The following is a 14,046-nucleotide window of genomic DNA, read 5'->3' as shown; positions in this document are numbered from 1 at the left end:
GTCCGTCGCCGCTGCCGGAACACTCGCACGATACAGCAGCGGCGTACATCCCTGTCGCCCGGGTCTCGAATCTGGGCCCCGAGGCTGATAGTGTTCACTGTTACTGGACACTATCAGCGCAGAGAGCGGACAGCATGATCCTCCACCTCGCATCCTTCCGGTGGGTCGACAGCGTCACCGACGATGATGTTGCACGACTGACGGCAGCCCTGACGACAATGGCCTCCCAGATCCCAGAGTTGCGGTCGTACGTCGCCGGGCCGAATCTGCGACTGCGGCCCAGCGGAATGGACTATGCCGTCGCCGCGATCGTGGACGATGAGGCCGGCCTGCACGCGTACCTCGACCATCCCGCCCACGCGCGCGTGTACGCCGAGCTCATGGGAGCAATGCTCGCCGAGCGCGCTGCCGCGCAGCTCCCCCTGACGCAGGGTGAACTCGCATGAGCACCATGCGCGCAGCGGTGCTGCACGAGGTCCACGATCTTCAGGTGGAGAACGTGCCTGTCCCCGAGCCTGGGCCAGGCGAGGTGCTCGTTCGAGTCGGGGTGTGCGGGGTGTGCGGGTCTGATGCCACCGAGTTCGGTCGCGGGCTCGTGCTCGCACAGCCGCCCGTCACGCTCGGGCACGAGTTCGCCGGCATCATCGAGCAGGTCGGCGAGGGCGTCACAGACCTGGCCGTGGGCGCGACGGTCGTGTGCGGCGCGGGCGTGTCGTGCGGCGAGTGCAAGATGTGCCGAGCGGGCAGGACCAACCTCTGCACGTCGTACACCACCATCGGCTTCCACCACGACGGCGGGCTTGCGGGCTACGTCGTCTGCCCCGCGGCGATCGTCTGGGACACGACCGCGAGTGGGCTGACACTCGACACGCTCGGGCTCGCCCAACCCATGGCGATCGCGGTTCACGCGGTGCGCCGCTCGGGCCTTCAGCCCGGCCAAGACGCCGTCGTCGTGGGCGTCGGCGGAATCGGCGCGTTCATCACGTATGCGGCGGCGGCCACCGGAGCGCGCGTGCTCGTTACAGACCTCAACGCCCAGCGACTGGAATTGGCGCGCGCCCTCGGGGCGGAAGAGACCGTGCAGGCCGGCACCCAGAGCCTTCACGATTCCCTCGCCGAACGGAGCATCGTGCCGGATGTCTTCTTCGAGGTCTCGGGGTCGGCTCCGGGACTCGCGGCCGTCCTCGAGGCCGCAAGTCCCGGAGCAACGATCGTTCCGGTCGGCATCCAGCGCGGGGAGCCACCGCTTCCGTTGGGATCCTGGACGTTGCGCGAGTACACGATCGTCGGAACTGTCGCCCACGTCTACCGTGACGACATCCCCGAAGCGGTGCGGCTGCTCGCGGCGCGCGCCGACTGGTCGGACGTCGCCGCGGAGGTCCTCCCGCTGGACGAGGTCGTCGACGGGGCGCTGCAACCGCTGCTGAGCGGAGCTCCCGGTCAGGTCAAGACGTTGATCGACCCCTGGATCGAGACCCGCAGGCCCGCCAATCACGCGCACACGCCAGCCTGACCTCGGTCACCGTCGGAGCGGGGCTGCGGAAGACCGACACGCTCTCAGGGAAGCCGCTCCATCGCGCGCAGCACATCCACGGCCGACGACGGAGCAGCGGGCTGCGAAAGCACGCCGCGCGCGGCCGGCATCGTCTCGTTCTGGGGGCGCCGGCCGAAGACGAACCACACCCCGCGCGCGACCTGGTCAGTGTGGTTGACAAAAAGGTGCGGGCGCATCGAGTCGAAGCTCAGCGAATCGCCCGGATGCAGCACATACGTGTCGAAGTCCAGCTGCAGAGTGAGCTCGCCCTCCAACAGGTAGGCGTACTCGACTCCGGCATGGCGCATCAGCCGGTCCTCGACCGAGCTGCTCGCGCCGGGCTGGTAGGTCACGAGGAGCGCGTCGGCGGGGCCACCGGGCACGCTGGCGAGCTTCTCCCAGCGGACACCGTTCTCCATCTCGATGACGGGGTAGTCCGATGCGCGGCGAACGACCGACGCATCCGGCGCGGCGGGCGCAGGAGCGATCGGTGAGGGACCCCCAGTGGGGACGTTTCCGACCAGTTCGTCCAAGGAGACGCCGAGGTGGTTCGCCATCGCGAACAGCGTGGACACCGACGGCTGCGTCTTTCCGATCTCCACCTGCGAGATGAGTGAGGCGGAAACGCCCAGTGCTTGCGCAAGCGAGCGAAGGCTCATGCCTTTCGCAGTGCGCACCTCGCGGAGCTTGGCTCCCAGGCCCTCGGTCATGATCTCCCACCAGCGCAGCCACTCCTCGGCCACGAACGTCCGCTCAGTCTAAAGCAGGACATGCGCGCCACCTCGGAACGCCGCGACTACATCAACACGGTTCCCCGGTCGACGGGGAGGTTGACCGCCGAAACGCCGCGATTGCGCAGGAGGAATTGGGTGGCATCCACGACGTCGGCCATCGTCGCCAGATTGCCTCCCGGGGTGTGCCGCTCGTACTGCTCCAGGACGCCGTCGGGCTTGGACGCCCAGAAGGGACTGTCGCCGATGATCCCGGGGTGGATCGCGTTGACCCGAATCGGTGCAAGCTCGAGCGCGAGAGTGTTGATGAGGCCCGTGACGCCGCCATTGATGGAGGACACCGTCGTCGACCCCGGGTAGGGCAGATCCTTGGCCCGCCCGCCGAACAGGACGATTCCGGTGTCGACGCTCGGCTCCATCCGGTCCAGGAGCGCACGGATCGTCGCCGCGTACCCCACCAGCTTGAGGGTGACCAGACGGATCGCACGGTCGATGTCGTAGTCGCGGATCGAATTCGCGTCACGTTCGATTGCCGCGAGGACGAGACCGTCCACGCGGCCGACTCCGGCGAGTTGATCAGCGATGGTGTGCGGTTCGGAGATGTCCAGCGCGACGCCGCTCGCACCTTCCCCGAGGCCGCTCGCGATGTCTCGGGTCCGCTCCAGGTCGCGTCCGGTGATGACGACGTGGTCGCCCCGCGAGAGGCAGTCCTTCGCAATCTCCAGTCCGATACCCGATGTTCCGCCGACAACGACGATGGTCCGTTCGCTCACGGTAACTCCTCACGCTCTCCCTACACCGACGAAGTGAAACTGGACATCGATGTCCAGTAGAGCTTTACTAGAGTGAACTCGACCGGAGAGTCGATGTCAAGCAGGCCATGGACGAGGGGGCTTCGATGAAGAGCACGGGAACGACGGGGACGGCCGCGGTCGACTGGGAGCAGCGCGTCGACTTCGAGCGCCTGCGTGATGCGCGGCTCGATCGCCTCCACGCAGAACTGGAGCGGTCGGATCTGGGCGCGGTCCTCGCTTTCGACTTCTCGAATATCCGATACATGAGCGGAACGCACATCGGTACATGGGCGATGGACAAGCTCATCCGGTTCGCGCTGCTGACGCGCAAGACCGACCCGATCGTGTGGGACTTCGGCTCCGCCGCCAAACACCACGCCCTGTACAACCCGTGGCTAGACGTCACGTCCGCCGAAGCCGACGCCGATCCGCACTCCCCGCACGAAGGCGCCAAGCGCCCTCGACTCGAAAGCGGCGCCCGTGCCGGCATCTCGACGCTTCGGGGCGCCTTCCCTCCTGATGCCGACCTGGCGGGAGATGTGGCACGCAAGGTCAAGCGCGAACTCGAGAAGTTCGGCCTGGCAAACGAGCCCCTGGGCGTGGACGTCATCGAGATGCCTGTCCTCATCGCACTCCAGCGCGAGGGGATCGAGGTGGTCGACGGCCAGCAGGTATTCATGGAGGCCAGGCGGATCAAGACCTCGGACGAGATCCGCCTCCTGACCCAGGCGGCCAGCATGGTGGATGCCGCCTACGAGGAGTTGTATCGGTTCCTCCGACCGGGCGTCCGAGAGAACGAGGCGGTGGGCGTCGTTGCGAAGACCCTTTACGACCTCGGCTCCGAGTATGTCGAGGGCGTCAACGCGATCTCCGGAGAACGATGCTCGCCGCATCCGCACGTGTTCAGCGACCGACTGATCCGGCCCGGGGATCCGGCGTTCTTCGACATCCTGCACAGCTTCAACGGCTATCGCACCTGTTACTACCGCACGTTCGCGGTGGGATCGGCAAGCCAGGCGCAGAAGGACGCGTACTCGCGCGCGCGCGAGTACATGGATCGGGCGATTGCGCTGGTGCGACCCGGTGCGACAACAGCCGACATCGCAGCGGTGTGGCCTCGCGCCGAGGAGTTCGGGTTCCCCGACGAGATGGCGGCCTTCGCGCTCCAGTACGGCCACGGCGTAGGCCTGTCCATCTGGGAGAAGCCGATCTTCTCACGGCTCACCTCGTTCGATCACCCCGAGGTGCTCGAGGAGGGTATGGTCTTCGCACTGGAAACCTACTGGCCCGCTGCGGATGGCTGGGGCGCAGCGCGCATCGAAGAGGAGGTCGTCGTGACCGCCGACGGGTGCGAAATCATCACGAAGTTCCCCGCCGAGGAACTCATCGTCGCCGGTCGCCGCTACTACACGATCGACGGGCCCCTCAATCTCAATCGCGATTCCCAGTCCCACCGCAACACGATCTGGGGACGCGGCGAAGCGTGAGTACCGTCGGCTTTCTCGGGCTCGGTTCGATGGGGTCGGCCATGGCAGCCCGCCTGCTCGCCGCGGGCCACGACGTACGAGTCTGGAACAGGTCGACCGCGCCCGTATCGGCCGCGGTCGCCCGGGGAGCACTCAGCGCGGACCGCCCCGAGGACGCGCTCGAGTGCGCCGTGTCGTTCTCGATGCTGGCGAACGACGACGCGATGCAGGCTGTCATGACGCCCGCTCGGATCGGCGTGCTCCGCGGACGCACTCACGTCGCGATGGCATCCATCAGTCCCGACCTGGCCACCGCACTGGCTGATGAGGTCGGCGAGGCGGGCGGCCACTACGTCGCGGCGCCGGTGCTGGGCCGCCCGTCGGTCGCGGCAGAGGGAGAGCTCAACATCCTCGCGGCGGGTGATCCGGACGCCACCGCAGCAGTTCGCCCGTATCTCGAGGCCATGGGAAAGCGTGTCTGGCTGCTCGGAGAACGGCCGGCGGTCGCCAACGCCGTCAAGGCGGCTGTGAACTACAACATCATTCACGCAATGCAGGCGATCGGCGAGTCGGTGGCAATGACCGAACGGCTCGGCGTTCCCCCCGAGACGTTCACCGAGCTTCTCTCGAGCACCCTCTTCGGAGGGGTCGTGTACACCGGCTACGGACACCTCATCGCCGAGCGCGGCTACGCACCGCCGGGATTTCACATCGGCCTGGGCCGGAAGGATCTCGATCTCGCCGAGCAGGTTGCGCGATCGGTGGGTCTGATGCCCGCGACTCTCCCGGCGCTCACCGCCGTCTTCGAGGCGGCGCTCGCCGACGACGACCTGAAGGATCTCGATTGGAGCGCGATCGCCGAGGTCAGTCGACGCGGTCTACGCATCCGGCCACGGGAGCAGTTCGAGGAGTAACACTGGACAAGAGTGTCCAGTAGTGCTTTATTGGGAGCATCGACCGCAAATCAAGGAGGATGAGCGTCAATGCCCGAGAGCCCGCTGCCCCAACCCGGACAGCCTGTCGTGTTCCGGCGCGGTATCGTCGTCACGATGGACGATGCCCACACCGTTCTGCCACATGGCGACGTGCTCGTCGTCGACGGCAAGATCGCTGAGGTCGGAGACGATCTCGCCGTCCCCGACGGCACCTTCGAGATCGACGCGGAGGGTGGCATCGTCATGCCGGGGATGGTGGACACCCACCGCCACATGTGGCAGACCGCGATGCGCGCGTACGGCGCCGACTGGACACTGACCCAGTACTTCGTGTGGTACTACCTGCAGCACGGCGCGAAGTTCCGCCCTCAGGACATCGCGGCGGGGAACCTGATCTCGGCGTTGGACGCTGTCGAGTCGGGCGTGACGACGAGCGTCGACTGGTCGCACGGGCTTCGCACGGTCGAGCACGGCGAGGCGGCCTATGAAGCGCTTGCGACATCGCCGGGCAGGTTCGTCCTCGCCTACGGCAACCTGGCCGGCTCGCCCTGGGAATGGACAGCCGATCCCGCGGTACAGGACCTGCTGGTGCGATCCCGCGACGACTCCCGGATGTTCGGTACGCAGATCGCTTTCGACGTTCCCAACCAGGACGACGAGTTTCCGGAGTTGGCCGCATACCGTGTGGCCGAAGAACTCGGGCTTCCGGTCACGACTCACGCGGGTGTATGGGGCGCCACCAACGACTGGGGCATCCGAAACGCCTACGACGCGGGAGTCATGAAGGAGGGCTACACCTACGTGCATGCCGCATCCTTGTCTGCCGAGTCGTACCAGAAGATCGCGGCGACCGGAGGCAACGTGTCGCTGGCGACCGAGTCCGAGGACACGTGCGGTCAGGGCTACCCCCCTGTGCACCAGCTGCGTCGATACGGCATTCCCGCGTCGCTCTCGGTGGACACGAGCGTGTGGTTCAGCGCTGATCTGTTCTCCGCGATGCGTGCTACCGTCAACGCCGATCGCGCCCTGGAGCACTACCTCGCTCACCAGCTCGAACCCGCAGAGACCGTCACGCACGTCAAGCTCCGCGCCGAAGAGGTCGTGCGCATGGCGACCCGCGGCGGAGCTCAGGCGATCGGCAAGGAGCACCTCATCGGGTCGCTCGAGAAGGGCAAGCTCGCCGATGTGGTGCTGCTCAAGAACGACGCGTCAGCCACCTGGGCGCCACTGATCAATCCCTGGGGCCAGATCGTCTACCAGGCCCAGCGTGGCGACGTGCACACCGTCCTGGTCGGCGGCGAGGTCGTCAAGTCGGAGGGTCGCCTCGTCGCCGGCGACCTGCCGGGAGTAAAGGCCAAGCTCGAGGACACCGTGTCGTACCTGGAGCGCGAGGTCGGCGACGACTGGGTCGCGGGACAGTTCCCCGAGATCCCGGAAGCCGAAGTGCTCTACAACCCGTACCAGTACAAGAAGGACTGATCCGACAGCCGATCACCGGCGTATCGACGGTGCCGATCCGCTCGGGTCGGCACCGTCGCCGCATCCGGCCTCTAGTGCTGCTGCCGCATCGTCGAGACCTGATACAGCGCGACGGATGCCGCGATTCCCGCGTTCAACGACTCAGCGGCCGTCGAGATGGGGATCGAGACGATCTGATCGCACGTCTCGGTCACGAGGCGCGAGAGGCCCTTCCCCTCGGAGCCGACGACGATCACGACCGGACGATCGGCCAGTTCCAGGGCGGGCAGAGAGACGTCCCCGTCGCCGTCGAGTCCGAGAACGAAGACGCCTTGCTTCTTGAACTCCTTGAGGGTCGTGGTGAGGTTCGGCGCGATCGCGACGGGGATGCGCGCTGCCGCTCCAGCCGAGGTCTTCCACGCCGCGGAGTTCACGCCGGCCGAGCGTCTCTGTGGAATGATCACGCCCTGACCGCCGAAGGCAGCGGTCGAACGGATGATGGCGCCGAGGTTGCGGGGATCGGTGACACCGTCCAACGCGACGAGCAGAGGCAGCTGGTCGGCGTCGACCACCTGCTCCAGCAGGTCCTGCGGATGCGCATACTCATACGGCGGCACCTTGAGCGCCACACCCTGGTGCACCCCATCGAAGCCGGCCATCCGGTCAAGCTCGGGACGAGTGACCTCCAGGACCGGGATCTCGCGATGAGTCGCGATCGAGAGCATCTCCTTGACCCGGTCATCCATCTCGACGCGCTGGGCGATGTAGAAGGCCGTCGCCGGGATGCGGGCACGCAACGCCTCGAGCACCGAGTTGCGGCCCGTGACGATCTCGGTGTCGTCGTTCTGCTTCGGACGGCCGCCGCGCGCCGCGCTCGCTCCCGCGATTCGCTGCCCCGGACGACCCGTTCCGCCCGCGGCGACATACCGCTCCTGGGCCGCCTTGCGCTTGCCGGCGACGTGCCAGCTGCGGTCCTCGGCCTTCGGTGTCGGCCCCTTGCCTTCGAGCGACTTGCGCCGCTGCCCGCCGGAGCCCTTCGTGGCGCCCTTCTTGGACGACTTGCGTGCGCCGGGGCGCCCTGGCTTGCTCATGAGATGCTCCAATGCGTTCCGTCGGGGCCGTCCTCGAGGGTGACCCCCGCGGCGGCGATGGCGTCGCGGATGCGGTCAGCCGCGGCCCAGTCTTTGTCGGCGCGCGCGCGGGCGCGCTGCGCGATGAGTTCGTTCAGCAGAGCATCCAGTGCGGGGACTGCTCCACCGGGCGCCGAGGCCCACTGCGCGTCGAGGGGGTTGAGACCCAGCACCCCCGTCAGCGCCGAGACCTCCCCTGCCAGGACGCGCGCTGTCTCGGTGTCCCCCGCGTCGAGGGCGGTGTTGCCCTCTCGGACGCGCTCATGAATGACGGCGAGCGCCTGTGGGACACCCAGATCGTCATCCATCGCCGCCGCGAAAGCCGCGTTCTCGGTGGCCACCCCCAGGTAGTCCCCGTGGCGGACGACGCGCTCGAGGAAGGTCCGGATGCGATCGAGAGCCGCCTCTGCTTCATCGAAGGACTTCGCAGACAGATCCAGGTTCGATCGGTAGTGCGCTGCCGCAAGGGCATAGCGCACCACCAGCGGATCGCGTTCTGCAAGCACGTCCTGGGCAAGCACGTAGTTACCCAGAGACTTCGACATCTTCTGTCCGTCGACCGTGACCAGTCCGTTGTGGACCCAGTACCGGGCGAAGGCATCCCCGGCCGCGCGGGACTGCGCCAGCTCGTTCTCGTGGTGCGGGAAGCGCAGGTCGAGTCCGCCCCCGTGGATGTCGAAGGCGTCCCCGAGATAGCGACGGGCCATCGCGGAGCACTCGATGTGCCATCCGGGGCGGCCGCGGCCCCACGGGGAGTCCCATCCGGCGTCGGCAGGTTCGTCGGGTTTCGCGCCCTTCCAGAGCGCGAAGTCACGGACGTCCCGCTTGCCGCGGGTCTCCGCGTCGGCGGCCGGGGCCACGTCGTCGATCGCCTGATGGGTGAGTTCCCCGTACGACGCCCAGGACTGCACGTCGAAGTAGACGTCGCCTTCGGCATCCGTTCCCGGCTCGGCCGGGTACGCGTGGCCCGCCCGGATCAGCTGCTCGATGAGCGTGATCATCTGCGGAATCGAGGCCGTCGCGCGCGGCTCGTACGTAGGGGGAAGGATGCCGATCGCCGCGTACGCGTCGGTGAACTCGCGCTCGACTCGGTATGCCAACGCCCACCACGGCTCGGTTGCCGTCGCGTTCGCGAGCACCTTGTCGTCGATGTCCGTCACGTTGCGCACGAACGTCACGCGGCCATAGCGATGCGTCAGCCAGCGGCGCAGGATGTCGAAAGCGAGAGCGCCGCGCAGGTGTCCGACGTGAGGCCCCGACTGGACCGTCGGTCCGCACACGTAGACGGTCACGTTGTCGGGCTCGAGCGGCGTGAACACGCGCAGCTGCTGCGTGCGCGTGTCGTAGAGCTGCAGGGGTCCTGAGCCCGCCGCCGTCGCCGCATCGGTCATCCCTCCAGCCTACCGGCGGGTCACCGCCCGAACCCGGCGGCGTTCGCGGCCGGGGACCGCGGCGTTGTGCGCGCGTAGGCACGCTCGCCGAGCGCGCGGCGCCGCGGTGGATGCCGTCGCCTATCGCGTGGGAACGACCATGGCGACGGCGTACGCGGCGACGCCCTCGCCCGAGCCGGTGAATCCGAGCCCGTCGGTCGTGGTCGCCGACACCGAGACGGGAGCACCGCCGAGCGCCCGCGACAGCGCAGCCTCGGCCTCGGCGCGCCGCGGCGCGAAGCGTGGGCGGCGCGCCTGAACCTGCACGGACACGTTCCCCACGCGAAACCCCGCCTCGGCGAGGAGCGCGAGCGTGCGGTCGAGGAAGGCCTCCGCGTGCGCGCCGTCGTACTCGGGCCGGTCGGTGCCGAAGTGCGTGCCGATGTCACCGAGGCCGGCCGCCGCCAGCAGGGCATCGACGATCGCGTGCGCCACCGCGTCGCCATCGGAGTGCCCCGACAGCGCGGTCTCGCCAGGCCATTCGAGCCCGGCAAGCCACAGCGTCCCCTCCCCTCCGAAGGCGTGCACATCCGTCCCGATGCCCACGCGCGGCGACAGCGGGGAATCCCCGGCGGGCAGTGTCACGTGCGGCACGGGCGAGACGAGGGTCCGCGCGCGCTCGAGGTCCGCGCGCGTCGTGATCTTGAACGCCGCCGGGTCGCCTGCGACCGTGGTGACGGTGTGACCTGCCGCCGCAAGAACAGCGGCGTCATCGGTGTACTCCTGGTCGGCAAGAGCGTACGCGCGCTCCAGGACGCCGCGGGCGAAGCCCTGCGGCGTCTGCGCCGCACGCAGGCTCGCCCGATCGACCACCCCCACGATCGCGTCACCATCCATTTGCCGGATCGTGTCGACGACCGGCATGACCGGAACGACACCCGGCGCACCCGCCTCGAGCGCTGCGGTCACCCGCGAGAACACCTCCGGCGGCGTGAGGGCGCGCGCCGCGTCGTGCACGAGGACGTACTCGATATCGCCCCACAGCGCCGCGATGCCGGCGGCGACGGATGCCTGTCTGCTGGATCCGCCGGTGACCACCGTCACGAGGTCGCGCCGATCGCCGGCGGCTTCCTGGGCATCGGTCAGCGCGTCGCCTTCACGACCGGCGGGCGCAACCACGATGACCTGCGCGGACGGTGCGTCGAACACTCCGCGCAGCGCATGCCTCAGAATCGTGTGCTCGTCCAGACCGACGAACGCCTTGGGAACGTCAGACTCGAGCCGTGTTCCGGATCCTGCGGCGACAACGATGACCGCGACGCGGGGAACCGGGACGATACTCACGGATGCCACGCTACCGCGCGGGGGCACCGCTGCAGGAGCGACGGCTCAGGAAGCGAGAACCTCGTCGAGCAGGACGCTGGCCTTCTCTTCGTCGGTCTTCTCGGCGAGCGCAAGTTCCGAGATCAGAATCTGCTTGGCCTTGGCCAGCATCCGCTTCTCGCCTGCCGACAGACCGCGGTCCTGGTCGCGGCGCCAGAGGTCGCGCACGACCTCGCTCACCTTGATCACATCGCCGGAAGCGAGCTTCTCGAGGTTCGCCTTATAGCGACGGGACCAGTTGGTCGGCTCTTCCGTGAACGGCGCACGCAGCACATCGAACACGCGCTCGAGCCCGTCCTTGCCGATCACGTCACGGACGCCGACCAGATCGACGTTCTCTGCCGGGACCTCGATGATCAGATCGCCTTGAGTGACGTTGAGTTTCAAGTACTTCTTGGTCTCGCCCTTGATGACGCGTTCCTTGACCTCGATGATCGTTGCCGCCCCGTGGTGCGGGTAGACAACCGTCTCGCCAACCTCAAAAAGCATGGAGTTATGTTCCTTTCGGCAAACTCCAGAATACCACAGGCGTCATACGCTAGAGTTCGCCACCCACTCGTGCGCGCAGCGGCGGTACAGCTTCAGCGAGACGTAAGCCGCACCCTCATCAACCCCTAGAATGCATGGGGAAGCCGTCATCCGCTCAAGGAGGATCCGTGAAATCGCGCCTCATCGCGTCGCTCGTTGTGGGCGCTGCTCTCGTCCTCGGAACCTCGGGGTGCAGCCTCATCGCCGCGCACGCCACGACGTACGAGTACACGCCCGGCGAAGGCGCCAACGTCCCGGACGAGTCGGGGCCGCTGCTGGTTCGCAACGCCCTCATCGTCGCCAACAGCGAGGGGACCGAGGGGAACTTCATCGCCGCCATCGTGAACAACACGACGGAGACCTACGTACTGCACATCGACTTCGCGGATGACGTCACCGAGCAGATCATCGTCCCGGCAGGCACGGTCAAGAGCCTGGGCGAGAACGCCGACCCGCTCTTCATCCGCGGCCTGAACGCCGCCCCCGGCTCGACACTGACAGCCTCGTTCCAGTCGGGCGACGGGGTCACCTCGGTGATCTCGGTGCCGGTCCTCAACGGGGACCTCGAATACCTCGCGCCCTTCGCGCCCTGAACTCCCCCGCGCACACACAGCGGCCCCGTCTCCGTGAGAGCGGGGCCGCTGTGTCGTGATGCCGCGGTGTCAGGATTCGAAGCGGTAACCGAGACCGCGCACGGTGACGAGCATCGTGGGGTCGCTCGGGTTCTTCTCGATCCGCGATCGGATGCGCTTGATGTGCACATCCAACGTCTTCGTGTCGCCGAAATAGTCGGTGCCCCACACGCGGTCGATGAGCTGGCCGCGGGTCAGCACCCGGCCGGCGTTGCGCATGAGCACCTCGAGGAGCTCGAATTCCTTCAGCGGCATGCTGATCTCGCTGCCATCGACGGAGACGGTGTGGCGATCGATGTCGAGCGTGACCCGGCCGCCCTCGAGCACCCGATCGTCCAGGTCGGCTTCGGCTGTCGACAGTCTGCGCAGGACGGCGCGCATGCGCGCCAGCAGCTCCCGAGCAGAGTAGGGCTTGGTCACATAGTCATCGGCTCCGAGCTCGAGACCCACGACGATGTCGACCTCGGAGTCCTTCGCCGTCAGCATGATGATGGGGACCGGTGACGATGCCCGGAGCTGACGGCACACCTCCGTACCCGGCATCCCCGGGAGCATGAGATCCAGCAGCACGATGTCGGCGCCGAGCTCACGGAATGACGCGAGGGCGGTCGGTCCGTCTTCGGCGATCTCGACCTCGTAACCCTCACGGCGGAGCAGGTACGCGAGCGGGTCAGCGAGGTCGGGTTCGTCCTCCACGAGCAGGACGCGAGTCATGCGGTGTCTCCATTCTTCCTCTGGGCCGCGGCGTCGTTCGTTCTGTGAGCCGTGACACCACTCATCGCTGCGGCATCCGCCGCGATGAGTTTCTTCTGCTTCTTCTTGACCTTCTTCTCTTTTCGAGCGCGCTTGCGCGGCGGCTCGTCGAGGGGCGAAGCGATCATGGGAAGCCTGATGGTGAACGTCGAACCACGGCCCTCGCGCGACCACAAGCGTACGTCGCCGCCGTGGCGCTGCACTGCATGCTTGACGATCGCCAGGCCCAGGCCCGTCCCCCCGGTCCGACGCGAGCGCGCCTGATCCGCTCGGTAGAACCGCTCGAACACGCGATCCTGATCGGCTTCGGCGATACCGATACCTCGATCGGTGACCGCGATCTCCACGATTCCATCGGCCCCCTTGACCCCGATTCCGACGCTCGAGCCTTTCGGTGAGTAGGCGATCGCGTTCGCGATGAGATTGCCGACCGCTTCGCTGAGCACCTGTGCGTCGCCTCGGACGAAGATCCCTCGTGTGCCGCCGCGCACCAACTGAACGCCCGCCGAATCGGCTTGGACGGTGTGGGCTTCGATGGCCGAGGCGATGATCTCATCGATCGACGCGTCCCGCTCATCGTTGAGTTCGTCCGCGGCCTGCAGCCGCGAGAGGTTCATGATGCGAGAGGTGAGCGTGGCAAGTCTGGTCGCTTCGGCCGACAGACGGGCCGCGAACACCCGCACCTGCGCGGGGTCATCGGATGCGGATTCGATCGCCTCCGCCAGCAGGCTGACCGCACCGACCGGGGTCTTGAGCTCGTGACTCGTGTTGGACACGAAGTCACGACGCATCTGCTCCACGCGCTCCTTCTCGGTGATGTCTCGCAGCACGAGGAGGGTGAGCCGGGCCGTGAGGGGCGTGGCCCGCACCGTCACCAACCGCAACTCCCCCGGACCCGATCCGCGACGGATGCGGAATGTCGCGTTGGAGGCGGCATCCGCATCGCTGACCCGCCGTGCCACCCCGCGCAACTCCGGTGTCGGCAGCATGCTTCCTTCGCGCAGTTCGAAGGGCGCGGCCGATGCTGACGCGGCGATGATGACGCCGGACGCGTCGAGAACGACAGCCGGATCATCCAGGCCCTGCAGCACGACCCGTGCGCCCTCGGGAACATCCATTCCCGCCCCGTACTGAGCGCGTTCGCGCGCACGCAGGGCCAGCAGGATGACGGTCGCGAGCCCCGCGCCGATGAGCAGCCCGACCAGGAGGCCGAGCAGAGCGATCTGCGCCGGTTGCATGGGAACAGCGTACGGGCGGCCCGAGCAACGACCTCGCGGGCGGCGCGTGAGGCCCGCCCCGGGCGCGCCACTATTCACCGGGGCGGCACTGTCC

At 67.5% G+C, this 14,046-nt stretch carries 14 protein-coding genes; 6 read left to right on the top strand and 8 right to left on the bottom strand.

Annotation, left to right across the window (positions count from 1 at the left end; all coding sequences use genetic code 11):
- Positions 1-134 precede the first annotated feature (134 nt).
- Complete coding sequence (locus ACSGC5_RS02670; protein ID WP_434969065.1) at positions 135-446, top strand: Dabb family protein; 312 nt, start codon at positions 135-137, stop codon at positions 444-446.
- Positions 443-1,513 carry a zinc-dependent alcohol dehydrogenase gene (locus ACSGC5_RS02665; RefSeq protein WP_434969064.1) on the top strand — a complete coding sequence of 357 codons (1,071 nt, stop codon included), beginning with the start codon at positions 443-445 and terminating at the stop codon, positions 1,511-1,513. The genes ACSGC5_RS02670 and ACSGC5_RS02665 overlap by 4 nt, the downstream gene beginning before the upstream one ends.
- A gap of 44 nt (positions 1,514-1,557) precedes the next feature.
- Here the strand turns inward: ACSGC5_RS02665 and ACSGC5_RS02660 are convergent, their stop codons facing one another.
- The gene (locus ACSGC5_RS02660; RefSeq protein WP_434969063.1) at positions 1,558-2,277 is read right to left on the bottom strand and encodes a helix-turn-helix domain-containing protein; all 720 of its coding nucleotides are present in this window, start codon (positions 2,275-2,277) and stop codon (positions 1,558-1,560) included.
- Positions 2,278-2,330: 53 nt separating this feature from the next.
- Positions 2,331-3,038 carry an SDR family NAD(P)-dependent oxidoreductase gene (locus ACSGC5_RS02655; RefSeq protein ID WP_434969062.1) on the bottom strand — a complete coding sequence of 236 codons (708 nt, stop codon included), beginning with the start codon at positions 3,036-3,038 and terminating at the stop codon, positions 2,331-2,333.
- 125 nt (positions 3,039-3,163) lie between these two features.
- Between ACSGC5_RS02655 and ACSGC5_RS02650 the strand changes: the two genes are divergently transcribed.
- From ACSGC5_RS02650 to ACSGC5_RS02640, 3 genes are all read left to right on the top strand, one after another.
- A complete protein-coding gene (locus ACSGC5_RS02650; RefSeq protein ID WP_434969061.1) occupies positions 3,164-4,546 on the top strand; it encodes a M24 family metallopeptidase in 1,383 nt (460 codons plus the stop codon).
- Positions 4,543-5,439, top strand: coding sequence for an NAD(P)-dependent oxidoreductase (locus ACSGC5_RS02645; RefSeq protein ID WP_434969060.1), 897 nt, complete (start codon positions 4,543-4,545; stop codon positions 5,437-5,439). The genes ACSGC5_RS02650 and ACSGC5_RS02645 overlap by 4 nt, the downstream gene beginning before the upstream one ends.
- Positions 5,440-5,508: 69 nt before the next feature.
- The gene (locus ACSGC5_RS02640; protein WP_434969059.1) at positions 5,509-6,939 is read left to right on the top strand and encodes an amidohydrolase family protein; all 1,431 of its coding nucleotides are present in this window, start codon (positions 5,509-5,511) and stop codon (positions 6,937-6,939) included.
- Between the two features lie 71 nt (positions 6,940-7,010).
- Here ACSGC5_RS02640 and rlmB read toward each other — a convergent pair whose 3' ends face one another.
- From rlmB to ACSGC5_RS02620, 4 genes are all read right to left on the bottom strand, one after another.
- Entirely contained in the window at positions 7,011-8,009 is a 999-nt protein-coding gene (rlmB, locus tag ACSGC5_RS02635) for a 23S rRNA (guanosine(2251)-2'-O)-methyltransferase RlmB (RefSeq protein WP_434969058.1), read from the bottom strand.
- The gene (gene cysS, locus ACSGC5_RS02630; RefSeq protein WP_434969057.1) at positions 8,006-9,439 is read right to left on the bottom strand and encodes a cysteine--tRNA ligase; all 1,434 of its coding nucleotides are present in this window, start codon (positions 9,437-9,439) and stop codon (positions 8,006-8,008) included. Before cysS ends, rlmB begins: the two co-directional genes overlap by 4 nt.
- A 120-nt stretch (positions 9,440-9,559) precedes the next feature.
- On the bottom strand, positions 9,560-10,762 hold the full coding sequence (gene ispD, locus ACSGC5_RS02625) for a 2-C-methyl-D-erythritol 4-phosphate cytidylyltransferase (protein ID WP_434969056.1): 1,203 nt from the start codon (positions 10,760-10,762) through the stop codon (positions 9,560-9,562).
- 45 nt (positions 10,763-10,807) lie between these two features.
- A complete protein-coding gene (locus tag ACSGC5_RS02620; protein WP_195692045.1) occupies positions 10,808-11,290 on the bottom strand; it encodes a CarD family transcriptional regulator in 483 nt (160 codons plus the stop codon).
- A gap of 167 nt (positions 11,291-11,457) precedes the next feature.
- Here ACSGC5_RS02620 and ACSGC5_RS02615 point away from each other — a divergent pair, with 167 nt between their 5' ends.
- Complete coding sequence (locus ACSGC5_RS02615) at positions 11,458-11,922, top strand: DNA modification methylase (RefSeq protein WP_434969055.1); 465 nt, start codon at positions 11,458-11,460, stop codon at positions 11,920-11,922.
- A gap of 69 nt (positions 11,923-11,991) precedes the next feature.
- On the opposite strand, the gene ACSGC5_RS02610 is transcribed toward ACSGC5_RS02615, so the two are convergent.
- Together ACSGC5_RS02610 and ACSGC5_RS02605 are read right to left on the bottom strand one after the other, a co-directional pair.
- A complete protein-coding gene (locus ACSGC5_RS02610; protein WP_434969054.1) occupies positions 11,992-12,675 on the bottom strand; it encodes a response regulator in 684 nt (227 codons plus the stop codon).
- The gene (locus ACSGC5_RS02605; RefSeq protein ID WP_434969053.1) at positions 12,672-13,952 is read right to left on the bottom strand and encodes a sensor histidine kinase; all 1,281 of its coding nucleotides are present in this window, start codon (positions 13,950-13,952) and stop codon (positions 12,672-12,674) included. Before ACSGC5_RS02605 ends, ACSGC5_RS02610 begins: the two co-directional genes overlap by 4 nt.
- Positions 13,953-14,046: the final 94 nt, after the last annotated feature.

It is taken from the genome of Microbacterium sp. bgisy207 (assembly GCF_965345035.1).
GTDB lineage: Bacteria > Actinomycetota > Actinomycetes > Actinomycetales > Microbacteriaceae > Microbacterium.
Note: the sequence above shows the minus strand (reverse complement) of the source record. Positions and strands in the feature narration are given on the sequence as shown.

What these genes read in the sequence shown, in the direction of transcription:
- ACSGC5_RS02650 (WP_434969061.1), top strand. Translation starts at nt 3,164, where the DNA reads ATGAAGAGCACGGGAACGACGGGGACGGCCGCGGTCGACTGGGAGCAG.
- ACSGC5_RS02640 (WP_434969059.1), top strand. Translation starts at nt 5,509, where the DNA reads ATGCCCGAGAGCCCGCTGCCCCAACCCGGACAGCCTGTCGTGTTCCGG.
- ACSGC5_RS02665 (WP_434969064.1), top strand. Translation starts at nt 443, where the DNA reads ATGAGCACCATGCGCGCAGCGGTGCTGCACGAGGTCCACGATCTTCAG.
- ACSGC5_RS02605 (WP_434969053.1), bottom strand. Translation starts at nt 13,952, where the DNA reads ATGCAACCGGCGCAGATCGCTCTGCTCGGCCTCCTGGTCGGGCTGCTC.
- rlmB (WP_434969058.1), bottom strand. Translation starts at nt 8,009, where the DNA reads ATGAGCAAGCCAGGGCGCCCCGGCGCACGCAAGTCGTCCAAGAAGGGC.
- ACSGC5_RS02670 (WP_434969065.1), top strand. Translation starts at nt 135, where the DNA reads ATGATCCTCCACCTCGCATCCTTCCGGTGGGTCGACAGCGTCACCGAC.
- ACSGC5_RS02620 (WP_195692045.1), bottom strand. Translation starts at nt 11,290, where the DNA reads ATGCTTTTTGAGGTTGGCGAGACGGTTGTCTACCCGCACCACGGGGCG.
- ACSGC5_RS02610 (WP_434969054.1), bottom strand. Translation starts at nt 12,675, where the DNA reads ATGACTCGCGTCCTGCTCGTGGAGGACGAACCCGACCTCGCTGACCCG.
- cysS (WP_434969057.1), bottom strand. Translation starts at nt 9,439, where the DNA reads ATGACCGATGCGGCGACGGCGGCGGGCTCAGGACCCCTGCAGCTCTAC.